The organism is Fulvivirga kasyanovii, assembly GCF_009711405.1.
GTDB lineage: Bacteria > Bacteroidota > Bacteroidia > Cytophagales > Cyclobacteriaceae > Fulvivirga > Fulvivirga kasyanovii.
The window spans coordinates 1-25,528 of record NZ_SMLW01000602.1 but is presented as its reverse complement, the minus strand read 5'-3'; the positions used below and the strand labels follow the sequence as shown (position 1 = coordinate 25,528).

18 protein-coding genes are annotated in these 25,528 nt (G+C 42.7%); 10 read left to right on the top strand and 8 right to left on the bottom strand.

From position 1 onward, the window contains the following. A partial coding sequence (locus tag E1163_RS18180; RefSeq protein WP_155173885.1) for an alpha/beta hydrolase occupies positions 1–1,205 on the top strand: 1,205 nt, incomplete at its 5' end. Positions 1,206–1,301: 96 nt separating this feature from the next. On the opposite strand, the gene E1163_RS18175 is transcribed toward E1163_RS18180, so the two are convergent. Both E1163_RS18175 and E1163_RS18170 read right to left on the bottom strand, forming a co-directional pair. After that, positions 1,302–1,679 carry a SnoaL-like domain-containing protein gene (locus E1163_RS18175; RefSeq protein WP_155173884.1) on the bottom strand — a complete coding sequence of 126 codons (378 nt, stop codon included), beginning with the start codon at positions 1,677–1,679 and terminating at the stop codon, positions 1,302–1,304. 85 nt (positions 1,680–1,764) lie between these two features. Further along, entirely contained in the window at positions 1,765–2,910 is a 1,146-nt protein-coding gene (locus E1163_RS18170; RefSeq protein WP_155173883.1) for a DUF2652 domain-containing protein, read from the bottom strand. A 248-nt stretch (positions 2,911–3,158) separates the two neighbouring features. On the opposite strand from E1163_RS18170, the gene E1163_RS18165 reads away from it, so the two are divergent. The 3 genes from E1163_RS18165 (at position 3,159) to E1163_RS18155 (ending at position 7,544) form a co-directional block, all read left to right on the top strand. Further along, entirely contained in the window at positions 3,159–4,058 is a 900-nt protein-coding gene (locus E1163_RS18165; protein WP_185156134.1) for a phytanoyl-CoA dioxygenase family protein, read from the top strand. 334 nt (positions 4,059–4,392) lie between these two features. Further along, complete coding sequence (locus E1163_RS18160; protein WP_155173881.1) at positions 4,393–5,220, top strand: hypothetical protein; 828 nt, start codon at positions 4,393–4,395, stop codon at positions 5,218–5,220. Further along, positions 5,217–7,544: a hypothetical protein gene (locus tag E1163_RS18155; RefSeq protein ID WP_155173880.1), complete on the top strand. Its 2,328-nt coding sequence runs from the start codon at positions 5,217–5,219 to the stop codon at positions 7,542–7,544. Before E1163_RS18160 ends, E1163_RS18155 begins: the two co-directional genes overlap by 4 nt. 9 nt (positions 7,545–7,553) lie before the next feature. On the opposite strand, the gene E1163_RS18150 is transcribed toward E1163_RS18155, so the two are convergent. Continuing rightward, the gene (locus tag E1163_RS18150) at positions 7,554–7,763 is read right to left on the bottom strand and encodes a hypothetical protein (RefSeq protein ID WP_155173879.1); all 210 of its coding nucleotides are present in this window, start codon (positions 7,761–7,763) and stop codon (positions 7,554–7,556) included. A gap of 155 nt (positions 7,764–7,918) precedes the next feature. Here E1163_RS18150 and E1163_RS18145 point away from each other — a divergent pair, with 155 nt between their 5' ends. Further along, on the top strand, positions 7,919–8,902 hold the full coding sequence (locus E1163_RS18145) for a DUF697 domain-containing protein (RefSeq protein WP_155173878.1): 984 nt from the start codon (positions 7,919–7,921) through the stop codon (positions 8,900–8,902). 67 nt (positions 8,903–8,969) lie between these two features. Here the strand turns inward: E1163_RS18145 and E1163_RS18140 are convergent, their stop codons facing one another. From E1163_RS18140 to E1163_RS18125, 4 genes are all read right to left on the bottom strand, one after another. Further along, positions 8,970–9,548 carry a transposase gene (locus tag E1163_RS18140; protein ID WP_155173877.1) on the bottom strand — a complete coding sequence of 193 codons (579 nt, stop codon included), beginning with the start codon at positions 9,546–9,548 and terminating at the stop codon, positions 8,970–8,972. Between the two features lie 94 nt (positions 9,549–9,642). After that, on the bottom strand, positions 9,643–10,407 hold the full coding sequence (gene yaaA / locus E1163_RS18135) for a peroxide stress protein YaaA (RefSeq protein WP_155173876.1): 765 nt from the start codon (positions 10,405–10,407) through the stop codon (positions 9,643–9,645). A 125-nt stretch (positions 10,408–10,532) separates the two neighbouring features. After that, the gene (locus E1163_RS18130) at positions 10,533–11,240 is read right to left on the bottom strand and encodes a LytR/AlgR family response regulator transcription factor (protein ID WP_155173875.1); all 708 of its coding nucleotides are present in this window, start codon (positions 11,238–11,240) and stop codon (positions 10,533–10,535) included. After that, positions 11,237–11,959 carry a sensor histidine kinase gene (locus E1163_RS18125; RefSeq protein WP_221418033.1) on the bottom strand — a complete coding sequence of 241 codons (723 nt, stop codon included), beginning with the start codon at positions 11,957–11,959 and terminating at the stop codon, positions 11,237–11,239. Before E1163_RS18125 ends, E1163_RS18130 begins: the two co-directional genes overlap by 4 nt. A gap of 269 nt (positions 11,960–12,228) precedes the next feature. On the opposite strand from E1163_RS18125, the gene E1163_RS18120 reads away from it, so the two are divergent. The 5 genes from E1163_RS18120 to E1163_RS18100 all read left to right on the top strand — a co-directional run bounded on the left by E1163_RS18120 (position 12,229) and on the right by E1163_RS18100 (position 23,193). Next, complete coding sequence (locus E1163_RS18120) at positions 12,229–13,104, top strand: ABC transporter ATP-binding protein (RefSeq protein ID WP_155173873.1); 876 nt, start codon at positions 12,229–12,231, stop codon at positions 13,102–13,104. A 241-nt stretch (positions 13,105–13,345) separates the two neighbouring features. After that, a complete protein-coding gene (locus E1163_RS18115; RefSeq protein ID WP_155173872.1) occupies positions 13,346–16,966 on the top strand; it encodes a M1 family aminopeptidase in 3,621 nt (1,206 codons plus the stop codon). Positions 16,967–17,105: 139 nt separating this feature from the next. Beyond that, positions 17,106–19,511: an aminotransferase class I/II-fold pyridoxal phosphate-dependent enzyme gene (locus E1163_RS18110; protein WP_155173871.1), complete on the top strand. Its 2,406-nt coding sequence runs from the start codon at positions 17,106–17,108 to the stop codon at positions 19,509–19,511. A gap of 142 nt (positions 19,512–19,653) precedes the next feature. Further along, positions 19,654–20,685 (top strand): helix-turn-helix domain-containing protein, encoded by a 1,032-nt coding sequence (locus E1163_RS18105; protein WP_155173870.1) that lies wholly within the window; start codon positions 19,654–19,656, stop codon positions 20,683–20,685. 90 nt (positions 20,686–20,775) lie between these two features. Next, positions 20,776–23,193, top strand: coding sequence for an ABC transporter permease (locus tag E1163_RS18100; RefSeq protein ID WP_155173869.1), 2,418 nt, complete (start codon positions 20,776–20,778; stop codon positions 23,191–23,193). A 107-nt stretch (positions 23,194–23,300) separates the two neighbouring features. Here the strand turns inward: E1163_RS18100 and E1163_RS18095 are convergent. After that, positions 23,301–25,528 (bottom strand): CHAT domain-containing protein (locus E1163_RS18095; RefSeq protein ID WP_221418032.1); only part of this gene is annotated, 2,228 nt, incomplete at its 5' end.

Genomic DNA, 25,528 nt, shown 5'->3' with positions numbered 1-25,528 from the left:
CACTTATTTTCGAAAGCTCATGTACCCATGCACAAACGGAGAATTTACCCCAGGCACCGCATGCAGAAAATGCGAAAGGGGAACCTATTATCATCGGAAATAAATTCGAAATATATTCTGAGGTGCTGGGGGAAGAAAAAGAACTATATATTTCCCTGCCACCAAAGTACAATGAGCATGTACAGAGCTACCCGATAGTATTTTCCCTCGAGGCAGAATACCTTTTTGAAGTCACAAATACGGTTACCCAATATATGGCTTCAAGAAGCAAAATGCCCGAATCCATTGTAGTAGGTATTGCCAATGGAGAGTTTGATAAAAGACATGAAGCTGGCTACAAAAGGTGGGGAGGGAAGCCTGAAGAGTACATTAGGTTTTTCAGACATGAGTTGATCCCTTACCTCGAACAGAACTACCGGGTGAATTCACACCGGACCATTATTGGCCTGTCTCCTTCAACAGGTTTTTTATTTGAAGTATTCCATAGCCAGCCCGACCTGTTCCATTCCTACCTGGCTTTATCGGCTCATTTGGAGTGGGACAGGGTTACTGGTTCATCATTATTTGATGAGGTAATATCCAAAAACAATGACCCAAACCATCCCAAAACAGTCTTTTACATGGGCAGGGCTGCCAGTGATTTTTCAACCTTTGTTCATTCGGAAGAAAAATTTGACGATGCCCTGTTAAAGTTGAAAAATTACACTCCCGACCGAGTCCGGATCAAGGTTGATGTTATGGATAACGAGGAACATTACCTGATGTCGCTGGCGGGTCTCAGGTCAGGGTTTGAAGCTATCTACCCTGATGATGTGTGGAGAAATCCGGGCTGGGCAGGCTGGGACAAAACCATAGATTATGCGCACGAGCATTTTAAAACTTACTATGACAAGCTGTCATCTATATATGGCTTTGACATTTACCCTGTGGAAAATGCTCATGGATATGGCTTCAGTTTAACCGGAAAGATTCATGGAGCCGAAAAGTTTGGAACAAACCAGCAGGTAATCCAGTTGGCAAAGCTGGGCATAAGCTATTTTCCTAACTCGGTCCAACTACATTTACGCCTGGCTGAAGCCTATAAGGAGGATGGTAATATACCTCTGGCTATTGAAACAAGTCAAAAAGCCCGGAAGCTGGCAAAGGAGTTTAAACCGGAAGACTTGCAGGCCTTTAATAAGAAAGTGGAAGAAATAGAAAACTGAGACTACGAGCAAAACGCCATAACAAGACAGGCCGCTATGCAACATCACATGGCAGCCTGTCTATTAGATTCCGGAACATCAAAAAATTGAGGGGCTTTATATTTCCTGAGGGGTGGGAGAGAAGAAAAAGCGCTCGGTGACTATTTTACAATTTTCCACTTCGTAGACACATATTTCTTCCATGGTGGTTCTTCCTGCGCCTTTCATGGTCATGTCTAGCTTCATAGTTACGGCAAAATAATTATCTGCAATTATGGGGTCAGAAACTTTTATAGAGTGAATTGCTTCTGTCATCTCAGTAAACTGCTTACTTTTTTCCCTCTTTCCTGCAATGCCCTCAATGCGGTGCGATGGTGTACCATCTGGTTCAAGAGATAAAATACTGTCTGCATAGAGCTCATTTTCGGCGGTATCAAATTGACCGTTGCGACAAAGCTCTACCAATTTGTTAGCTACTTCCTGTACTGTTTTCATAGTGGTTTAGTTTATATGGCACTTTGTATTATTGAATAAATTCGAATATTGGTTTTGAGTTTTGAGATATGAATCCGGATGAGGCTCAATAATGGTTTTGTTGTACTTCAGCCAAATTCGGATGTGCATCAATAGCATCTTGTCCCTGTTCTTTATATTTCATAAAATTCTCTCTGCTAAGCGACTCAAGATTGCCAAGGCTTGAATTCATTTCTAACACTTTATGGGCGATAAACTTGCTGATAAGCCGTAATACCTGGCGTGGCAATATGCCCAAAAGCCTTAACCTCCATTTAAAATGGGTTCCGCCATTCATTTCATCCAACTCACCCGTGATCTTGGCATTGATCCAGCCTCGTTTATTGCACACGGTATAGTAATGAAAAGGCCGCCAGTCCAGTATATGCTCTATAAAGTTAGAATTGGTACAATGGTTCTGAGATTCAGGCCCGGTACGGCCCGCAGGTCTGTCTTTTACTACCCAGTTGGCCTTATTGCCGGCATACCATTTATTTCGTTTGTTTGGGTCGCAAAGCCAGTCCCAGATAATTGGAGGTGGAGCTGTAAAATCATACTCTACGCTTACATCGGCTTCTGCTTCAGTAACATAGTCTTTGCTATTGGCAGTGTACTCCCTGTATTTTTTATCGAAATTGATCGCAGTGATATTGATACCACCAAAATGCTTATAACTTTCACTTCCATGATATATATTCTCAGGGCTGATACCCATTTTATCGATGCAGATATTGGAAAATAAGACGTAACCATTCCACCCTGTAGCCTCGGAAACAGTGTTTTTTAAAAGCCGATGAGCAAGGTTGACACTCGACCCAATGGGCTTAATTTTCCCTGCTATTTTCTGAAGTACAAACTCCCCGTAGTGAACAACGAATTTCAGGTCGAGGTTAGAGACTTCCTGACACGCCCTGCAAGGGCAGGTAATGTTGTGGGTCATTGTTCTTTTATTGATACGGAAGTTGATGTATGCAGATTCTACCAACTCCAATAGCAACTCCCCACGGGAAATAACATCTTCGGTTGCGTAAAGAAACAGGGCATCGCCCTCAACTTCAGCCAATTGTAAGGCAGGTGTCAGCTCTTTGGTGAGGAATTGAATGATATGGCCGAGTACGAGAGGAGCATGGGCTAGCTCAGAATTGGCCATAAAAGCGGTATAACCGGAGATATCGGCCAGTAGTATATAGCCTTTTTGTGTTTGAGCCTCCATGGTCTTTCATCTTGTTCAATGTACTCGCAGACATACAAACTGATGTACAGACTTAAAATAAACGCTGAATTCTTCTGGTTTAAGGAATAGTAATAAAGTTAGCGAAATCCTTCGTCCTTTTCAATGAAAATGTTTTGAATATCAAATGGTTAGGTGCGGAAATGATCAATTGAAATATGGAAATAACAGAACTTTGAAATAGTCTTATTAGAGAGCCGGGGTTGTAGTATTTATATTCTAAACTTATCTTGAATAAAAGCATTACAATAAAGTATATGGACGCATATGGTATTAGCACTGCTCAGCGGAATAGTTTACGGAAAGATGGCTTTCTTTTGCTCCCCAATGCCATTTCGGGTAACCTGCTGAGCCAGTGGCAGGGTTTGACCCATGAGCTGAGCCAGAGAGCTGCCACCGGTGACTTACAAAGTTTAGAGACTAAAAATATGCATATAGTTGAAAATAAAGGCATCAACATGCTGACGAGATGTAATGATCTTTTAGGCATATATCCCGATGCCGTACTCAACCTGCTTTCATCCTCACCTTTATTGGCCATCGCAGAAGAGCTTTGCCAGCCGGGAGCGGTTCCTTTGCAATGCGATGTCCTGTTCAAGCATCAATGCGCTGATTCCGCAATTTTGTGGCATCAGGATGCACTTCATAACCGCCGCTATCCATATTTAAATATTGGTATTTACCTGGATGATGCAGAAGAGGATGACGGCTGCCTCAGATATGTGCCCGGCACCCACACGGAAGCCCAGGATATCTGTAGCCTGACCAAAAGCCATGGATGGGAGATACCCGGCTCAGTAAGCCAGCCAGCCAAAGCAGGTGATATTTTGATACAGGACATGATGGTGCTTCATGGCTCGCCTGCCAAGCTCAAAAAGGGCGTGCGCCGTACCATTTATATTGAAATGAGGCCTTATGATGCCATTATCGATCATGGCTACCAAAGCCGTGAATGGGCTGAACTCCGCAGGCGATGGATGGGTTTGGTTAAACGCCGGGTCAAAGCCAATATCGATGACATTCCGGGGTTAGGAACAGATACGGAGGAAATAGCTGCTATCCTCAGCAAGCCTGAGCCACCTGTGCCTGCAGCCTATTGCCATGAACACATCAATTGGCCGGGCAGCTAAGCTTTACCGAACTTTCAGAATAAGACAATTTTTCAGGTGTTTAAAACGTCATATTGCCTAATGCTTAAAGCGAATCTTTACATAAAAAATGTCTTACGGCGCGCTTATTTAATGGCTCAAAAAATATAATTTCACGGCTTTAAGCAGATTACTAACTCCCGATAAAAATCTCCTGAAAGCCTGCTGTTTATATATCGCCCTTATTATTTTCCTTTCCGGCTGCACCGATAGGCAGGAATCCACCATTTCATTTTATCATTGGAAATATAATGCAGAACATAATCCTGCCATTTCCTCAGCTCTGGATCATTCCAGGATAGACAACACCCTTTACATGCACTATTTTGATGTAGACAGGACAGATAAAGGTGTTTATCCGGTTTACGTGCTTAACAAGGTAGACAGTGCTTTTAAAGCATATGATATTGTGCCCGTGGTTTTTATCACGAACAGGTCATTCAAGGGTCATATTGATCTCGATCGGCTCAGTGAACAGATTGTGGGGCTGGTTGACGAGATCAGCCTGCACCACTTTGGCAGAAAACTCAAAACGATTCAACTGGACTGCGATTGGTCGGAAACCACCAGAGACAAGTACTTCGAGTTGATCCGCATGCTGAGCCGGGACCTGGATGTAGTACCAACCATTCGTTTGCACCAGATCAAGTATAAAGACAAGACCGGTGTACCCCCCACAAAGACTGGTGTACTGATGCTGTACAATATGGGCAATCTGAAAGATGAACAGCAAAATTCCATTATTCAGTCTGATATTGTAGATGACTATATTCATAATACTACCACATATCCCTTAAAGCTGGATGTAGCCCTGCCGCTGTTTTCTCAAACTGTAATTAAAAATAACAGGGGACAAATACGGCTGGTGAATAAATCTAGGCCGGAAGCCTTAAAGCAAGACAAGCTACATTTCAGACAATTGGATAGTCATTTATTTGAAGTTACCCGTGACACGCTTTACCATGGGTTTTATCTTTCGAAAGGCTACCGGCTGAAGCTGGAAGAAAGTGGCGTAGATGAAATTTTAGATTCCTATTCCATTGTGAAGCATAGTGAACTCCAACTTAATAATATTATTTTGTATCATCTTGACGATGACGTACTAAAACAAGTAGATTTGGCCAAACTCCTCGAAAAACTATGAAGCGCTTTCTCTCTGTTATGCTCCTGTTATTGGTGTCAAAAGCCGCATTAACCTGCGGTTGGGCACCGGATAGCGACCTGTATTTCTTCTATAACCTGTTTTATCAATCCAATATTTCCAATAAGGCTTATTATCCGTTCCTTCGAGACGAAAGCAATACGTTTTATGAAGGTATGGATGGTGAGCAGGTTGTTGACATCCATTCAGGCAACATTGCCCAATGGCAGGAACTACTTTCCGGCTGGTCGGCTGAGGACGTGACAAAAGCTTTGTTTGCCAAAACCCAGGCTGAGTTTCAAAGCGCCTGGGCAGGAAAGCAGGGAGCATTGGAGAAGGATGCCAAAGCCTATATGGATTTTGCCAGAAAATGCAGCGAGACTTTTGCTTACAGGGCAGAATACTCATGGCAGTACAACCAGATCAAAAAATCATCGCCTTCGGATATTACTAATTTGTTGAATGAGGGCATGTCGAAGTACCAGGAGGAGACAAATGACCAACTCAAAGCCAGGTATGCGTACCAGATTATCAGAATTTTGCATTACTCCGATCAATACCAGGAAGCCATAGACTTTTTCAATAACCATGGAGCCGCTAAAGCCCCTTCAAGTGAAATAGATTATTATCTTCTTGACCAGGTTGCCGGATGCCACTACTCATTACAGGACTATGAACACGCGGCCTATATGTTCCTGACAGTATTTGAACACAGCGTTGACCGCAAACCTTCCGCTTATCTGAGCTACAAATTTTGTGTAGACAAGGGAGCCGAGGGTAAGTCCTATTTTAAGGGAAATGATGATCAGGCCACCTACATTACCATCAAAAGCCTCAGGGATTTCACTGAAGAGCTTGGCGGTTTACGTGAACTGTTGGCTGTCTCACCCAACGACAAGAAACTGGAACTGCTTTTTGTAAGGGCACTCAACGGTATTGAGCGTGAAGCATGGCCAACCAACGTGGGCCTTTCGGATATTATTTTACCTCGTCTCAAAAGCGATGAACTTGCACAAGTGAAAGAGCTTCAACAATTAGCCACTACTATCTATAACAATAAGAACACCCAGAATAAGGATTTCTGGCTGCTGGCTGATTCCTATCTTTCCTTTTTACAAAACAACATACCAACGGCCAAAAGCAAACTGGACGGAGTAAAATCCAAAACTTATACTGCTCAGGTCAACTCTCTCAAGCATGTTTATGAGGTATTTTCATGGAAATCCATCGGCCCTAAAGAGGAAGCTTACCTTGCAGGAATACTTAGCGATCTCAATACAGATTCTTATTACTACCTTACAAAACAAAACTGGAAACACTTAATTCAGGATCAGGCTGGTCATTTATATTACAAAAACGGACAACTGGCTAAGGCTTTTCTGACCCATAATGACATTGACAAACTTCGCTATGTTAACTCTCTGGAGCTTATCGAGGATTTTGAAAAGCTGGCAGGGCAGGGAATATACAACGGCTTTGAAAAACAGCTTATAGCCCGTACGCAGTCTACAACCGGGGCGCACTCATTAGCTGCATATATCAAATTTATTAAAGGCAGCTATTATCTGTTGCACGCTCAGCCGGGTAAGGCATTGCCATACCTGGAGAATAACCCGGTAAGTGCCCAGCCGGGAGAGGGGATAGCCAATTTCGTTTCAGCAAGAGTATTTAGCAACAACATTATGGAGTGCTTCGGGTGTGATGAACTTGAAGTAATGGAAGATTCCGTATTCCTGGCATCGGTTTATTCTTTCATAAAACCCACCTTCAGCAAAGCCGACCTTGCTCTTAATTTGTTGAAGCTGGACTCCATGACCCAAGACACCAAACAGTGGAAGCGCAAACTATCACACTACCTGTTGGCCAACTATTACTTCAACGTCTCCAATACCGGCTATTTCCGCGGTACATTGACCGGTGATGGCAATTGCTGCAATTATGACTTTTTCCCTTACCGCTCCGGAGACCGTACCTCAGAAGAGTACATCAGAGACCGGGAAGGCTATAATCTCAACTATGTGGAAGGAAAAAAAAGGACCGATTACCACCTCGCCGAAAACGCCTATAAGCACTATCAAAAAGTAATTGAAAACTCAACCGATAAAGAACTCAACGCCAGATGCTTATACATGATGGCCAAATGCGAGCTCAACCAGATGTACAACCAAACGACAAACAGGTATTGGTACTACAAAGGAGAAGCTGGTGCAGAAGAACTGCCTTATAAAAAGAGCTTTCAGAAGCTAAAAAGGGAATATCAATCAACGAAGTTCTACTCTCAGATCATTGAGGAATGTAGTTTTTTTAGGTATTATGATGGGTTGTGAGGATATCTCTCACAACCCCAACTCCCTCTCCGGCAAATCCATCTCACGGGCTATGATCTTAAAGGTCTGCAGCACCTCATTGTAGGTCAGCAGGCGGCTTTCGATGTGGGTTAGTTCTTCTTCATCAGCCCAGCCTTTGCGGTCGCTGGTTTCTCTGATGTTTTCATGGATGGTGATCAGTACATTGTGAATATATTCTGTAAGTGCCTCGCTGGTCATGGATGAAAATTTTGTGCTTATACAGTTGCATGGTGCGAAATTTATAACCATTTGGCAAGGAGATTAGTTTATTTTTCCTCCCTTGTTGACTGGTCTACATTGAGGTTGTTGAGCTGGTTTGAAACCTTTTAACCATTTTCGCTGTCTAAAACAATATGAAAAGCTTAAAGAAAATTGGCTTACTGGTTTCATTGGCGTTTATCCTTGGCTTTGTGCTGTTCGCTGTCAACCAGATCATAGCCTTTCACGCCAACCTGACCACTATCAATGTAACCCTCGCCTGGCTGGTTACAGGGTTTATTAGCGTTACTATTTTCCTTTTATTGCTCATCCCCTTTGTCCTGATTGCGCGACTACCCAAATCAGTGGCTTTTCCCGACAACTATGAAGATGAAGCCCAATACCACACGATCCTCAAAAGCCGCCTGGCCAGGAACAAACTGGTCAGGAAAGCCGGCTTCAATGTAAATACCGAAGAAGGCATGAAGCAGGCGCTGGAGCTGCTCAACAAGGAAGCCCAGGATGTGATAAAGCAAACTGCCAAAAGCGTATTTTTTACTACGGCCATTTCGCAAAATGGAAAGCTTGATGCCCTGACAGTATTCATCACCCAAAGCAGGATGATCTGGAAAGTGGCGCATATTTACTGGCAAAGGCCGTCGCTAAGAGACATGGTTAAACTTTATGGTAATGTAGGAGCTACTGCGCTTATTGCGTCTGAATTAGACGAAATTGATATCACCCGCCAAATAGAACCCATCATAAATGCCGTACTCCGCAGCCCCGGCAGATCGCTGCCTGTTATAGGTCATGCTGCCCATATAGTCACCGATAGCCTGCTGGAAGGCTCTACCAACGCTTTCCTGACCTTGCGCGTAGGCATCGTAACCCAGCGCTATTGCGGTTCATGGGACATTGCAGATCGTAAGACCATTAGAAAGAATTCATTCATTACCGCCTCCGCACTATTGAAAAATCTGGTCCTTGAATCATCAGGAAAGGTTGTTACGAGTGTAATGACTGCAATAAAAGATGCCGGAAAAAATACCATCAGGTCAAGTGTAAAAGGAGTGACAGGTATTTTCAAAAGGAATAAGGGCAGTGAGGTAACAGATCCGTCTTTTGGTAAGGAACAATAGGTATTTCGTGTTTGCTTTTTGTATGACGCAGAGTCATGGTAAGGCATTGGAATAAATTCTATCTTTTTTACAAGGTATAAAACCTGTCCTCTTTCCATTTCAATGGATTATCGATAATGTATTGTGAAATATTGTCAAACGATCTTTGATTTCGGATGATATGATCATGATACCGGGATTGCCAGGCAAAATTCTGATTGATCAGTCGGGAATTTTTGGTGACACCGATTTTAAAACCGCGTACAATGGATGCCAGGTTTTGGGATTGTGGGCCGAATTTGTTTTTTGGGGTGGTTATGGTGTATGGATTCTGTAGAGGCGCAAAATTTTGCGCCCCTACAGAATCCATATCCGGTTTATCAATAATAATGATCCCATGCACATGATTAGGCATAACAACATGATTGCCCAATTTTACAAACGGAAAATGTTCAGGGATTTCCAACCAACACCGATTGGCAATTTGTCCCATTTCGGATAATTGCATTTGTTGGGAATTGAGGTCCTTCGTTTTTACAATCCTGCCAAACCAATGGGTCCGATTTTTTGTGCAGATCGTTACAAAATATGCTGCGTTCCACCCGTAATCCCAGCCAGGAAGACGTGTAGAGGCAATTCTATATTTATTTTTATATAGATCGGCCATTTCTTATGCTGTTTGATTATGGGGATAAACACAATAATTAATTTAAAAAATATTTAACGTCTTAAAAGACCTCGTGATAGCCTCAGTAATCTAATCACCCTCTCTTAAACGCCAGCAAATCCTCCGTAGAATTCTTATCATCATAGTAGTACCCCTCATAATCAAAAGCTTTAAGCTCCTCTACCGTTGTAGGCTGGTTTTTGATGATAAATCGGCTCATGAGACCACGAGCCTTTTTGGCATAAAATGAAATGATTTTGTACTCGCCATTCTTGTGGTCCTTAAAGTCCACATCAATAACCTTTGCTTTAAGTTGCTTGGTATCCACAGACTTAAAGTATTCATTGGAGGCCAGATTAATTAGAAGATTATCACCTTGAGCCTTCAAGTCTTTGTTGAGCTGCTTTGCAATTTTATGCTGCCAGTACTCATAGAGGTTAGCGTGCTCACCTACATTAAGTCTGGTACCCATTTCAAGCCTGTAGGGTTGAATAAGATCCAGCGGCCGGATGAGCCCATACAAACCGGAAAGTATTCTGAAATGCTTTTGGCTGTACTCAAGTTCGTCCTCATTAAAAGTCTCAGCCTGTAGCCCTTGATAGACATCGCCCTGGAAAGCAAATATGGCATGTTTAGCATGTACCGGGTCTTTCTTTTTAGTAAAGTTATGATACCTCTCCACATTGAGTTGAGCCAGCTTATCGCTGATAGACATTAACTCAGCAATGTTTTCCTCAGATTGCTTTTTGAGTTCATGTATCAGTTCAAGTGCTTCCTTTTGAAACCTTGGAAGTGTATGCTGATGGCTATGCTCAGTTTCAAAATCTAACGTTTTGGCAGGAGATACAATGGCTATCATCTGTAATTATCAAGTGTTTTAATGATTTAAAAATAAGCCGCAAACCTAAGGCATAATTCATTGTAAGCATAGTCTAATGCATAACAAACTTCAATGCTCTCATTTATCTTATCTATCGCGGGTTGTTATAGCCCCAGCAACCTGCTAACATTCATCTTATAAACTTTCCCTACAGGCACCGTAGAGCCTCCGATGTGGATCATATTGCCTTCTATACTTTTGATGTGTTGTGCTGCCACTACGAACGACCGGTGTACCTGAATAAAGTCCGTTACGGGGAGTATGGTGATCAGGTTAGAGATTTTGTCCCGGGTTATTATGGTACCTTCCTGAGTCACCACTTTGCAGTAATTTCCGGAAGCTTCAATGTAAAGAATATCCTCAATGATTACCTGCACATACTTATTGTCGCTCTGGATAAAAATCCGCTCTTGAGTGGTTTTAGAAGCATTATCAGCATGCAGAGTGGGAGAGGAGTGTTTTGGGGTGACAAACGTTTTGTTGATAGCCTTGAGAAACCGTTCGAAGCTGAAAGGCTTTAGGAGATAGTCAGAAACATTGAGTTCATACCCTTCAAGCGCAAACTCGCTGTAGGCTGTAGTTACAATGACCTTTGGGGGTGTGGTAAGGGTTTTCAGAAAGTCAAAGCCCTTGAGCTTTGGCATATTCAAATCCAGAAATATAAGGTCTATGGTGTGCTGGTTTAAGTATTGAATAGCCTCCAGCGCATCGTAACAACTCTGCTGAAACTTCATATCCGGAAGCATATCGCAATACCCCTTAATGACATCATGTGCAATGTGTTCATCGTCTATGATTATGTATTTGATCATGTCAGCTTTAGCGTAAGTTGTGCTTTGTATATATCGTTGAGCGTTTTCAATTTTAGAGAATGACGCTTAGGATAGGCAAGTTGCAGCCTCCTTTTCAGGTTTTTGATACCTATTCCATGGGCAGAAGAGGCCTCTTCCAAATCAAAGTTATTCTCCACCGCAAAACTAACCTCGTTTTCATTAGCGATCAGGCTCATTTGAATATAAGCTTCCTCCCGAAGGTTTTCCACCCCATGTTTGAAAGCATTTTCAAGTAAAATAATGAACATCAGGGGCACTACCTCAACACCTTCCGTCTGAATATGACAGGTAAACCGGATGTCGATCTTTTTGTGGTACCGTGCTTTGTGCAGTTCAATGTAATTATTTAAATATTCAACCTCCTGCTCCAGTAACACCAGTCCCTTTTGACCATCGTATATACTGTACCGCATCATGTCTGAAAGCTTAAGCACCATACTTTTGGCTCTGCCAACATCTTTGTCCATCAGGCCATAAAGGTTATTCAGCGTATTAAAAAAGAAATGAGGATTGACCTGGCTCTGCAAGTGCAGCAATTCCGTATTTGCCTTGTCTTTTTTCAGTTTTAAGGTAGACTTGATCTGATTGAACAGCCATCGGGCCACCCAAAATGCGATGAGTCCAAAAAAGATAAAAGCCAAAAAAGAGAAGAAAGGCTCCTCCAGGTCACTTTCAAGAAATATAAGTATAACAATCATCGCCATTGCCATTAACCAATAGCGATACCTCTTTATAAGTCGTTTGCCCTTTGTCACATTCAATATCATGGTTCAATAATAGCCAAGTAATATATGCCGAGCAAACATGTTGACAGACATACCTGAGGCTGGGACGAACGTTCGTCAGACCGGGGTTAAAGCACTTAATGATGTGCGCAGCGCTTTCTAAAAGCTACGGCTGGTCGTCTGTAACACATCCTCAGAGCTGAGTGATTTTACTGCTAATGTTGGGGCAAACGAATCGAACTATGAATAATCTATCAATTACCAATGTGTCAAAAACCTATTCCAACGGGGTAAGGGCACTAAAGAATGTATCATTGGAAATTTCAGCGGGTATGTTTGGCCTGCTGGGGCCTAACGGGGCCGGAAAATCCTCATTAATGAGAACTATTGCCACTTTGCAGGAGCCTGATGGAGGGTCTGTTAAATTAGGTGAGCTGGATGTACTTACCCAAAAGCAGGAAGTGAGAAAGATGCTGGGCTACCTCCCGCAGGAGTTTGGAGTGTATCCTAAAATATCTGCAGAAGTATTGCTGGATCACCTGGCAGTGCTGAAAGGGTTAACCAACGCTGGGGAAAGGAGGGAAGTAGTAAAGGCCCTTCTTCACAAAACAAACCTGTATGAGGCCAGGAAAAAGAACCTTGGAGGCTATTCCGGTGGCATGAAACAGCGCTTTGGGATAGCTCAGGCACTGCTTGCCAACCCAAAACTGATCATTGTAGATGAACCTACGGCCGGACTTGACCCAGCCGAAAGGAACCGCTTTCACAATGTGCTATGTGAAGTGGGCGAAAATGCAATCGTGATACTCTCCACTCACATTGTTGAAGATGTGAAAGAATTGTGCACTCAGATGGCCATTATCAACAAAGGTGAAGTACTGCTCACCGGGAGTCCACAGGAAGCCATAAAAGAAGTTCAAGGCAAAATTTACAGAAAGATCATCTATAAAAGTGAGCTAGATGCCTATAAAAAAGAGCATGAAGTGATCTCTGAGCGATTGCTTCAGGGAAAACCGGTAATCCACATTTATAGTGAAGGTGATCCCGGTCAGGGCTTTGAACCTGTTGAAGCTGAACTAAGCGATGTGTACTTCTCCAGGATTTTCGGTGACCGGTGATCGATGGAAAAGTAAAGTAGTAATCAGTATTCGGTAAAGAGGTAAACGGTGAATGTAGACTATAGACTGTAAACCTAAACAGTGGACTGTACATTCCCAGCACTTCCGAGCAGAATGTCATGAAAAGGGACTCTAAGACATTACAAGCAAAAAATAAAAACAATTACTTCCCAGCAGAGTCAGTTGCAGATCTCGCAGAGGACTCTGCGTCATTAGGAGCAAAAATTATCAAAACACAATCATGTTATACGAAATATTCAGATTCGAAATACAGTACAGGTCAAGGCGGCCTGATACCTATATTTACTTCTTCATACTCTTTTTCTTTTCAGTCATAGCAGTAGATTTTCTTTTTGAAGGTGAACTACATCCCCTACATAGAAATGCCCCATTGATAATTGCCCGTACCATGGGCATTGTCTCCGCTCTTTTTATGATGGTAGTATCTATGATCATGGGCGTAGCCGTATTGAGGGATTTTGATCATCAGATGGAGTCATTGATATTCGTCAATCCCATAACCAAAAAGGATTATTTGCTGGGACGGTTCCTGGGGTCTTTTGTGGTACTGGTATTGATTTTCAGCGGCTTGCCTTTGGGTATGATCGTGGGCGACATCATGCCGTGGCATAAAGCCAATGAGCTATCTGCCTTTGAGTTATGGCATTACCTTCAACCTTTTCTTTACCTGGTATTGCCCACCTTGTTTTTTGGGGGAGCATTATTTTTCATTAGTGGGGCACTGAGCCGCAAGCTCATTGTAGTTTATACCCAGGGCTTCTTTTTTCTCATGGCTTACCTGGTGGCCATGAACCTTGCGGTTAAGAATGATGACCTGTTTGTAACGGCACTCATTGAACCTTTCACCTTTCAGACCATCAGAATAGTAACCGCTTTTTGGACTATGGCGGAGCGCAACAGCATGATGGTTCCTATGGATGATGTACTGCTTTACAACCGCTTACTGTGGTGTGCTATTGGTGTTGGCGCGTTAATCATTGGGTATTATGCCTTTAACTTTCAGGTAGTCAGGGACAAAGCCTCCAAAAAGAGGCGACAAAGGGCAGGCAGAGGGGCCGGTACGCCTTTAGCAAGTAACACCTTAAAGGAAATTCCTGCGGTTACTGTCAGAGCCGGTATCCGGGCTGATTTGATTCAACTCCTGCACCACGCTTTATTCAATTTCAGGTTTATAGTAAAAAGCATACCATTTTGGGCCATAGTACTTTGCGGTATGTGCATACTGATTATCACGCCCTTTAATTTGGGTACAGTGTACGGCGTTGACAGTTACCCTACTACAGATATCCTGGTGGGTGAGCTGATGGAAAATACCATATTGTTCTTTCTGGCAATTATTCTATTTTATTCCGGAGAGCTGGTCTGGCAGGAGCGTGATGCCCGGGCCAATGGAATATATGACGCCTTGCCGGTATCAGATACAGTAAATCTCACAGGTAAGTTTATCGGACTCATCCTCAGCTATGTAGTGCTCATAGTGGCTATGATCCTGGCGGGCATTGGTTACCAGACTTTTAGCGGATACTACCATTATGAACTTGATGTTTACTTCATCGGCTTCTTTGGTGAGATCTTTCCATTCCTATTCTTCCTCACCATTGTCAGCTTTTTCTTTCAGGTATTGGTCAATCATAAATTCCTGGCACATCTGATAGTGGTGGCGTTTGTTTTTGCATCCTCCATTATGCTACAGGTAACGGGCTTCAATCACGGTCTGTACACGTTTGCCGCAGGAGATCTGGGGAGATACTCAGCCATGAACGGATATGGCCATTTCCTCGAGCCGTATTTATGGTTCAAACTTTATTGGCTCGCGTTTTCCACATTGCTTTTCATAGTTGCTATCATTTTGTCAGTCAGGGGAACGGAAACACGGCTACTCAAAAGATGGAAACTAAGCAGACCAAGGTTGACCAGGCCTCTTTTACAAGTGTCTGGTGTCTCGGTGATCGTATTTTTGCTAACCGGTGGCTTTATTTTTTACAACACCAACATTCTCAATAGCTACCTTCCCGAACCGGCCCAAAATGCACTGCGGGCAGATTATGAGAGAACCCTCAAGCGGTACAAGAATATGCCTCAGCCCAAAATTGTAGATGTTAATCTGCACATTGACCTTTTTCCTTATGAAAGGGATTATACGATTGAAGGATATTATGTACTTGCCAACCGGCACAACCAGGCTATAAATGAAATCCATATTCAGAAATTGCCGAATGGCCAGGTAGCGCTTGAATACCTTGACATGGAAGGTGGTGCTACCCTAAACAATAAATACGAACCTTTCAGCTACTATATCTATGAGTTGAACCACCCGCTACACCCCGGTGATTCGCTCAAAATGGCTTTCAGGCAAACCTTTACCACCACAGGCTTTACAGAAAACAGCGATACACATGTAGTCTATAACGGTACTTTTTTTGATAATTCCCACTTGCCAACCCTAGGGTACAATGAAGATATTGAGTTGGATGATGACCATGTTCGCCGTGAATTAGGTCTGGCACCGAAGGTAAGAAGCGCCAAAATAGATGACCCCATAGCTGTACTGGATGGGAAAGCCGGCGGAGACGGGGAGGAGATCAATTTTGAAATGGTGATCAGAACCGACACCAGCCAAACGGCTATAGTGCCCGGATATTTGAAGAAGGAATGGAAGGAGGGAAGCCGCCGTTACTTTCACTACAAAATGGACAAGTCCATGTCCAACTTCTATTCCGTAGTTTCAGCACGTTATGAGGTTTTGAAAGACTATTGGGTGCCTTCAAATGATGCTTTGGGAGACAAGGTTGACCTGGAAATTTATTACCACAAAGGCCATGAATACAATCTCGAGCGGATGATGGACGGCATGAAGAAATCTCTGGACTATTACTCCAAACATTTTGGCCCGTATCAGTATCGTCAACTGAGAATATTAGAGTCAACCCTATATAAAAACAGGGCACAATCATTTCCCAATACAATTCCGTTTTCCGAAGGAATGGGCTTCATTCTGGATATTAATGACCAGGAAGATATAGATATGGCTTTTTATGTAACAGCCCATGAAGTGGCCCATCAATGGTGGGGACATCAGGTGAATCCGGCCAATGTGCAGGGGATGGCCATGCTATCCGAAACGCTCTCGCAATATGCGGCTTTAATGGTATTCAGGGAGACATTCCCGGAGGCTCAGGTTGAGCAACTTTTGAAGTTACAAAGAGAGAGCTACCTCAAAGGCCGGTCCAGGGAGCGAAGCCGCGAAATGCCCTTGGCCCTGGTTGAGTCAGGGCAGGATTATATCCACTACGGGAAGGGACTGATCAACATGCATACCCTGATGGATTATATCTCAGAGGATAGTGTTAATAATGCCTTGAGACGGTTTTTAACGGATTGGAATGGCTTTCAAAAACCATTGCCCAGGTATCCGACTACTCGCGACCTGCTGGGGTGTTTCAGACGGGTTACTCCCGATAGTTTACAATATGTTATTAAAGACCTGTTTGAAAGGATAACCATTTATAAATTGAAAACCAATGAAGCCACATACGAAAGAACCAATGCAGGCCAATACCATGTGAAGCTTAGCCTTGAAGCGCAAAAGTATAGTACTGATAGCTTAGGGAACGAGAGCGCGCTGGCTATTAGCGATTGGATTGATATAGGTATCTATGCCGGAGAAGAGTTGATCTATCAGAAAAAACACTTCATAACCGGTGAGCATACAGAGTTGGAAATTACGGTAAATCAGAAGCCAACCCGGGCAGGAATTGATCCACTCCATAAGCTCATCGATAGAAAGCCGGAGGATAACCTGCATCAGGTAACGTTATTGCAGCAACCTGATAATCCATAAAGGTTCAGGGTGGGCAGACCCGTCCTGCTCACCCTGAAAACAAGTATTAACTACTCAAAAAAAAATAATCGACCCTGGGTATAGTTTAATCCTTCCTGACTGTCATATAGGTAATTACATTAACAAAGCATTAAAAAGCATGGCAAACTACGTTGACACCTTAGATGACATTATAGAAAACGCGATTGATAAAGGGGTAATCCAACATTTTACTTCCAATGAGGAAATATCAAATTCAAAAATACAGATAGAAGACAGCTCCCTGGTGAATTTCGGGTCGTGTAGCTACCTGGGGCTCGAATTTCACTCAGCCATTAAGGAGGGAGTTTTAGGAGCGCTGCAACGCTATGGAACCCAGTTTTCCACTTCAAGAACTTATCTCTCACTGGGGCTTTATGAAGAGCTGGAACAGGCACTGGAGCAAATGTTTGAAAAACCCGTAATCGTAAGTGCCAGCACAACGTTGGGGCACCTGGCTACCATGCCGGTCATCATAGGAGACAATGATGCCGTTATAATTGATTTGCAAGTACACTCCAGTGTGCAAATGACGGTGCAGATCCTCAAGTCCAGAGGTGTTCAAACTTTTGTTATTCCACACAATGATATGGAAAGCCTTGAAAATAAGATCAGGATGCTACGTGGTAAACATGAAAAGATCTGGTATCTGGCTGATGGGGTGTATTCTATGTATGGCGATTTCGCACCCCTGGATAAGATAGAGTCCCTGCTTAATACGTACAAACAATTTCACCTCTATATCGACGATGCACATGGCATGGGTTGGACAGGGAAGAACGGGGTAGGGCTAGTTCGTAGCAAAATTGCACACCACGACAAAATGGTACTGGCTACATCGCTAAACAAATCCTTTGCTTCTTCGGGGGGCTGCATTGTGTTTCCCAACGAAGAGATGAGGCGCAAAGTCAGGAATTGTGGCAGCACACTCATATTTTCCGGGCCCATTCAGCCTCCGATGCTTGGTGGCGCCTTGGCTTCTGCCAAACTGCATCTTTCTGCTGATATCACAGACTATCAAAATGACCTTAAAGAGAAGGTGGAATACACCAACGAACTGCTGGAGCAGCTAAAACTTCCACAGTATAAAGTAAGCGATTCACCACTGTTTTTTATCCCGGTCGGGCTTCCCCGGATTACATACAATATCATTGGAAGAATGAAGCAAAGAGGCTTTTTTATCAATGCCGCGGGTTTTCCAGCCGTTCCCATGAAAAAAAGCGGGCTCAGGTTTATGATCAACAGGCAATTGAGCAAAGAAGACATTTCAGCCATGCTGCATATTTTGCAGGAGGAGTATGTTCGTGGTATAATTGAGGAAGGTAGCAGTCTGGATGAAGTTGCAAAGGCATTTAAACTCCCTAAAATAGAGATTGAGACCAGTGACAGCGTACAAGCTGAGAAGCCGTCAAGCCAAAAGCTCCAGGCAGCGTTGCATCACTCAATATTGGAATTGGATAAAAATGATTGGGAAAAGCATTTCCGGCAACACGGTACTTTAACCTACAGCAACCTGGCGCAACTGGAAAGTATATTTAATCAATCAAATTCTGCTGCGGAGAATCGTTGGCAGTTTAATTACTATACCATAAAGGATACAAATGGGGTTACTGTGTTGATGGCCTGCTTTACAGTTGGGTTAATTAAAGAAGACATGTTTTCCAGCGCAGAAGTATCAAGGAAAATAGAAGAGGAGCGGATGGAAGACCCCTATTACCTTACCTCCAAAATCGTTATGACCGGAACCCTGTTCAGTAAGGGGAGTGGTGTTTTTGTAGATAAAAATCATAGCCATTGGCATACCGCCCTGGAGATGCTCATCGAACAAATGCAAAAGACGGCCGATGCCGCAGGAGCCTCGGCCCTGATGTTGCGCGAGTTTAGTGAGGCAGAACATACAGAACTTAAAAATACCATGCTCGACCTTGGCCTTGTGGAGCTTCGTCTGCCCGATAACTGCGATATCCATGACCTGAACTGGCCGGATCAGAAAGCTTACCTGTCCTCACTGGGGCAGAAGTACCGGTATAGCCTGAGAAAAGAAATACTGGCTTATGAAGACCGGTTTTTGGTAAGCTTTGACAAGCCCTCAACCGAAGCGCAGAACCAATACTGCTACGAGTTATACAGCGCAGTTCAGCAAAAAGCCTGTGACCTGAATGTTTTCAAGCTACCGAGAGAGGTTTTTGATATGATGTGCGAAAATGAGTCCTACGATGTCATCCAACTATTTCTTAAATCTGACCCGCAAAAGCCTGTTGCTGTAATGTTCAGCTTTATTAATCAAGACAACTACCACGCCCTGATCGTAGGGCTGGACTATGGGTCTTTGTATGAGCACAATGTTTACAAGCAGATATTATATCAGACCGTAATACGTGCAAAAAGCCTGAACTGCAAGGCATTGGACCTGGCTTATACCGCTGAAATGGAGAAGAAAAAAGTAGGTGCTACCGTTAACCCCAATTACGCATACGTTCGGTCTTCGGAGCATTTAAGCGCGGCTATATTGGATACCCTCTCTTGATGGAGTAAGCCCTTAATAGCAGAGCCTCACTCAAACTGTTATAAGTGGGACTCTGCGTTTTTATTGATTTTAAGAAGGTGTTGAACCTGGAAAACTCTATACAAACCCCAGGTTTAAGCTAAATCAATTATCTTAGCAAGGTATGGGGTTTGATCATAACATCTCAATCTCGGTTTCGAGCTTAATACTCTTGGTCATTTCAGGGTATCTCGGAATTTTCAGCCTGTTGATCCTCATTTCGCAAAGAAACAGACCGGTGCAGATGTTTTTTGGGGTATGTGGCATTTGCCTCTCACTGGCCATAACCACAACAACGATTAAATCCCCCATAATATTTCATGAGCTGCTTAGCCTACTGATATGGCCCTCTTTTTACCTGTTCACACGAACTCAAAGAATTTCTACAGTTTCCGGAGAAGCCCTCGTCCATTTTAGCATTCCTTTACTATGGCTTGCCGCCTACCCGCTGATTCCTGTTAAGATGGTGACCGGGATATTTGATGCACTATACCTGATACAATTGAGCGTCTACCAGTGGTTGAGCTGTACAGAGGCCTACAGGACTTCTTTACTCAGTAAAAGTAAAGTGATCTATGGTGATCATTATCTCAAAGTTCTGATGACTGGAACTGCTTTCCTGTTGGTTTTACGGCTAATGCTTCCCATGACTAACCTGCAAAACCACCAGATCATGGTCATATTTCAGGCAACAGCCGGACTATACTTTATTCTCATTTCATTTTTTCACATTAAGCCACCTCTAAAATCTCAGACTATAGGCAGGGAGGTTGAGCAAATTCAGGAATCAGTGAACTATGAAGAAGAAGTAAAGAGAAAGCTCAAAGTAGCTATGCAAACGGACAAAGCATACCTCAACCCGGAACTCACACTGCATGATCTGGCAGAAACAACCGGGTTAAAGCTGGCCGAACTATCGAATTTTATCAACAAAAACATGGGGAGGAATTTCAATGACTTTATAAACGAATATAGAGTCAGGGAATTTAAACGTTTGGTCAGTACAGAAGCAGACCCAAAGGCCACCCTCATGGAGTTGGCCTATCAATCCGGCTTCAACTCCAAAGCTTCCTTCAACAGATTGTTCAAGGAGTATACCGGAATAACACCGTCACAATTCAAAAAAAACCTTGCTAAAGGCGCTGCTTCAAGCTAAATTAATTAGTCTCAAATTATTTTTAAGTCTTTTAAGCCCTGTTAAAGCCCTTTTATTGCAGTCGAATCAACAATAACAACACGACCAAAAATGAAATTCAATCTATTGAAAATAGCGATCAGGAACCTGCTTAAAGACAGAGTGTATACTTTCATTAATGTGCTGGGGCTTACTTTAGGGATCAGCTTTGCCTTCCTGATATTTTTATATGTAGCGCACGAGTTGAGCTATGACCAACACATCAGCGAGGCTGAGAACGTTTACAGGGTCGTGGCTGACTTTACACTGGATGACCATCAGGATATTTACTCCAATGTGCCCAGGCCTATGGGAGAAGCTTTGGTAAGAGAGTACCCGGGCATCAAAGCCTCGGTAAGGCTTTTTGGTTATAACGGGCTGCAAGTACATGAGGGCCTGCTCTGGAATGAACAGGAAGATTACATCATGACCAAAAATGCCTTTCTTGCTGATTCTACATACTTCAAAGTCTTCAGGGTGCCCTTGTTGGAAGGCGATACGGCCACGGCACTCAACCATGCCAACAGCATAGTGGTCTCAAAATCTATTGCCCAAAAGCTGTATGGAACCGAATCCGCTCTGGGTAAAAGGGTAGGGCTTGAGGAAGGGAAGGAAGCCATCATTACCGGGGTGTTCGATGATTTCAATAAACCAACACACTTACCCCTTGATGCTATCATCTCATACCGCACCTATTTCAGCGCTGCCGATGATTTTGACTCCTGGTATGGCGCCCATGTCTATACTTATGTGAGAACTACATCCACCTTCAAACCGGCAGATGTTAACAACCATTGGCAAGCCTTTTTTGAGAAGTATATGAAATCAACCTTCGATGAATTGAATGGTACGGCAGAAATTATACTTCAACCCCTGACCAGTCTGCACCTGGCCCCCGAATACATATGGGAACCTTATGCCCACGGTAGTCGCCAAAACGTACAGGTATTTACCGTAGTGGGGATCTTTTTGCTTTTGGTCGCAGGCTTCAACTATATGAATCTTGCCTTGAGCAAGTCCCTGTCACGCGCAAAAGAAGTAGGGGTGAGGAAAGCACTGGGAGCAAGCCGCTATAGTCTGGCTGTCCAGTTTATAGTTGAATCAATCTCTACATCACTCATTGCCTCACTCATTGCTATTGCCTTTTCGAAGGCTATTCTCCCGGTATTTAACCAATTGACAGGGGAGCAGTTAACCCTGAATTTCTTAACTGATCCTTTGATGATAGGAGGTATATTGCTGATCGGAGTATGCATCGGATTTATTTCCGGTATCTACCCTGCGTTCCACCTTTCATCTTTAGGGGCAGCTCAGGTACTCAAAGGAGTACACACCAGGCCATCACAAGGAAATTTAAGCATCAGAAAGGCCCTGGTAATGGCACAGCAGGTCATTTCCGTGTCCCTGATCATCTCAACGCTTGTGGTGATTGACCAGGTGAATTATGTAAGAAAAACAGATTTGGGCTTTGATAAGGAAAACCTTGTACTCATTGACTTGCGTGATGAAACCGTGAGAAGCAGCATCAAAAAATTTGAACAGGACTTACTCAGTATACCTGGTGTAGAAAGTGTGACGAGAATGAATGATGTACCTCTGAGCGGGATCAATGAATTCAGCTTTATGGTTGAAAAGGCCAGTGGAGAATTTGAATCAGTACCTACCCAGATTATTGAGGTTAGTGATAATTACCTGGAAACACTGGATATTGAACTATTAGCCGGCCGCACCTTTGTGGAAGCCGACAGTGGTTACAGAAGCATATTGATCAATGCCTATCAGGCAAAATACCTGGGCTATGAGACTTTGGAAGATGCTGTTGGGGCACGATTTAAATTTCCCGGGGAGAAGGATGAGGAGCAACGTACGATTATAGGCGTAGTCAATAACTTCCGCATGGTATCCGCCAGTGAAGCGCTGAAGAGCCTGGCCATAACCTATTATAACGGAGGCAGAAGGTTTATGGGCATACGCATCGGTCCTCAAAACCAATCCGAAACACTGGCTGCTATCGGCAAAATGTGGAAAAGCTACGGAGCAACTTATCCGTTTCAATACACCTTCATGGATGAGCAGCTCGACAGCCTGCTGGGGAAGGAAGACCGGCTTTACAGGCTGATGGTATTTGGTTCAGTACTGATTATTTTAGTGTCCTGTCTGGGGCTTTTCGGCCTGATATCATTTACTGCGCTGCAACGTTCAAAAGAAATTGGCATCAGAAAAGTTCTGGGAGCCAGTCACTTAACGCTTTACTTTACTCTGGTAAAGGATTTTCTGGTGCTACTTGCTATGGCCTTTGCTGTATCTGTAGCCGTATCCTGGTACTTCGGAAACAACTGGCTTCAAAACTTTGTATTAAGAACAGACTTTAACTGGTTGAACCCATTGATTGCCGCTATGGCCACCCTGATAATTACGATGCTTACCCTAAGCTACCATGCTCAAAAAGTGATCAGGGCGAATCCTGTGGATAGTTTGAAGGAGGAGTGATTGTAAGAGTTGAGGTAAAACCCATTGGAAGGGTTAACTACCCTTCCTGTTTCTTATATTCTTGGTGAGCTTAAAGCCTTCTTTTAACCCAGTCTGGGGTTCTGGATTTATTGTTTTCTTTTTGCATAAGCTGCCGTACCCAATACAAGTAAAAATATCAATCCTATACCCCCGAAAGTCCAATGCCAAATTTTGTGATTTTCATCTTGAGCAATTGGTTTTATATTCCCCATGACAACAAAACTGTTCCAGTAAAAGGGATGCTGACCCAGTGGAGAAGCCTGATCCAGGTAGTTAAGTTTGGCCATTCTCAATGCCTCATCTTTGTTCTTTCCTTCAGCAAGGTACCTGTAAAATTCCCCCATGATAATTGACGAAGATTTATCATCGACACGCCAATGGCTCATCACTACGGAAGGACATCCTGCATATTGAAAGGCCCGTGCGAGACTCATAAGTCCTTCGCCGCTATGTAACTCTCCACTACCTGTGTTGCACGCACTCAAGACGGCTAGTTGTGTATTAATATGCTTGCTGTAAATCTCAAAACTATGCAAATAGCTATCATTTAAGCTATCCGTAGCATGACTAAAAACAAGTTTAGAGTTCATTGGATCTTCATCATCGACTAAGGCATGCATGGCAAGATGAACGATATCATAATCATTTATACGCTCATTGAACATCTTCTCGGTAGCCATTTCCGAATGAAGGAACTCACCCTCAAAATATTGGTTAATAGACTGGAGTTCTGCTTGGTTCCATTTCAAAGGTGTGACTTCGTCGCGAAACTTGCCTAATATTTGAAGATCAACGGTGTCCTTTACCTGTTCCGGATAGTTTGGAGCAAATGCAAGCACCATGGATTTCCTTTTTAAGTCAGGTAGCAAATTCTCCTTGAACAGAAGGGTAACTGAGTATGCATAAGAGATGTTATAATGCTTAATGAGGTAGGGCAATTCACTATATTGCTGTTTTTGGTCAGAGTCTGGTTTCCTGAACAGCAAGAGTTCAAATGGCACTTGGTGTAAATGGCCATTGGGAATAACGTATAGTTTTTTTATTCCCTGAAAGTTGCTGAGTAGTGGCCCTACCTGATCCTGGTAAAGTTTATGAGCCACTTGAGTATATGCATCAAAGGCTTTCTGCTGATTTTTAAGAAAAAATTCTGGTTTTAAGCTATGTTGTAGCGTACTTATCTGATCCTCGGTAATGGCTGGCAATTCTTCTATAATAATAGTATCCTTGCTGACAGCGAATGCGTAGGTACCGTCATCGGTACTGAAATACTCCAAAAGTGCTTCTTGCTTCTTAAGCTTACTTTGAACCTCTGTTAAGGATTGGGTTTCGTAATTGTATTTTATGTCATAATACTTTGGATAAGTTTTTTCCAGTGATTGGGCTAACGAGTCAAGCTTTCGGTTGAGGTTAAAGAGTTTATCGTCATATTCATTGACTTTTACTGAATCAATTTTGCTTTCCTTAGCCAAAGCCTGCAAACGTAATGACTGATAATAGGAAATATCTACATTTAAATCATCTTCTAACTGTTTTAGATTATCCGGTAACAAGTTCTGCTGTTTGCCTGATTTTGAATTTATAGCTTCTAAAAGCACATTGGCTTTACTCTTTTGGCTGAAATAGAAAGAAAGTTCCCTATACTTAACATTGTTAGTGACTGAAAAAAGCTCTAAACTGACCTTAATGCCATTATGATATACTTCTTTTGCAAACTGTTCTAAAAATATCTTATCGCTGAGGTTTAGAGAGGATTTAAGTCTTTTATTAATAAGTTGATCACAAAGTTGAAAGCATATAAGAGCACTTTCCAAATCTTTTGACCCACTTTTTTGTTTATATAATTTATAAAATGTATTTCCTTTATCCCTTAACGAACCAAATAAAGCATCACCATCCAAATAATCATCCAGAGGTGGATGTACATAAAAGGAATTATCATTAAAATCTAAAATATTGGATATAAGAGCTTTTTGGAAAAATTTCAAGGCTAATTCATACTCTTTTTTTTCAGAATAGACTATCGCCATTTCAGCATATACATTTTCTATTTTTGGATGCTTTGAACCTAAAATGCTTTTTCGTAGATCAAGAGATTTCTTAAAATTTTCAAGCGCGGGATCATGTTTACCAAGTGCCTTATATGCCCTACCCATGCAGAAATACAATCCGGACAATAAGTCCTTAGTATAGGGCAAAGAATCTCCTTGTAATATTTTAATTCCAAGCAAACATTGCTCAATTGACTTAGTATATTTATTTTCAAATAGATATGCCGTTGCTCTATTTAGGGTCACCTTGAAAATAGTTAAATGAC

Coding starts and splice junctions, on each gene's coding strand:
- E1163_RS18175 (WP_155173884.1), bottom strand. CDS start 1,679: ATGAAAACAGTACAGGAAGTAGCTAACAAATTGGTAGAGCTTTGTCGC.
- E1163_RS18170 (WP_155173883.1), bottom strand. CDS start 2,910: ATGGAGGCTCAAACACAAAAAGGCTATATACTACTGGCCGATATCTCC.
- E1163_RS18160 (WP_155173881.1), top strand. CDS start 4,393: ATGCACTATTTTGATGTAGACAGGACAGATAAAGGTGTTTATCCGGTT.
- E1163_RS18155 (WP_155173880.1), top strand. CDS start 5,217: ATGAAGCGCTTTCTCTCTGTTATGCTCCTGTTATTGGTGTCAAAAGCC.
- E1163_RS18150 (WP_155173879.1), bottom strand. CDS start 7,763: ATGACCAGCGAGGCACTTACAGAATATATTCACAATGTACTGATCACC.
- E1163_RS18145 (WP_155173878.1), top strand. CDS start 7,919: ATGAAAAGCTTAAAGAAAATTGGCTTACTGGTTTCATTGGCGTTTATC.
- E1163_RS18140 (WP_155173877.1), bottom strand. CDS start 9,548: ATGGCCGATCTATATAAAAATAAATATAGAATTGCCTCTACACGTCTT.
- yaaA (WP_155173876.1), bottom strand. CDS start 10,407: ATGATAGCCATTGTATCTCCTGCCAAAACGTTAGATTTTGAAACTGAG.
- E1163_RS18130 (WP_155173875.1), bottom strand. CDS start 11,240: ATGATCAAATACATAATCATAGACGATGAACACATTGCACATGATGTC.
- E1163_RS18125 (WP_221418033.1), bottom strand. CDS start 11,959: ATGATTGTTATACTTATATTTCTTGAAAGTGACCTGGAGGAGCCTTTC.
- E1163_RS18120 (WP_155173873.1), top strand. CDS start 12,229: ATGAATAATCTATCAATTACCAATGTGTCAAAAACCTATTCCAACGGG.
- E1163_RS18115 (WP_155173872.1), top strand. CDS start 13,346: ATGTTATACGAAATATTCAGATTCGAAATACAGTACAGGTCAAGGCGG.
- E1163_RS18110 (WP_155173871.1), top strand. CDS start 17,106: ATGGCAAACTACGTTGACACCTTAGATGACATTATAGAAAACGCGATT.
- E1163_RS18105 (WP_155173870.1), top strand. CDS start 19,654: ATGGGGTTTGATCATAACATCTCAATCTCGGTTTCGAGCTTAATACTC.
- E1163_RS18100 (WP_155173869.1), top strand. CDS start 20,776: ATGAAATTCAATCTATTGAAAATAGCGATCAGGAACCTGCTTAAAGAC.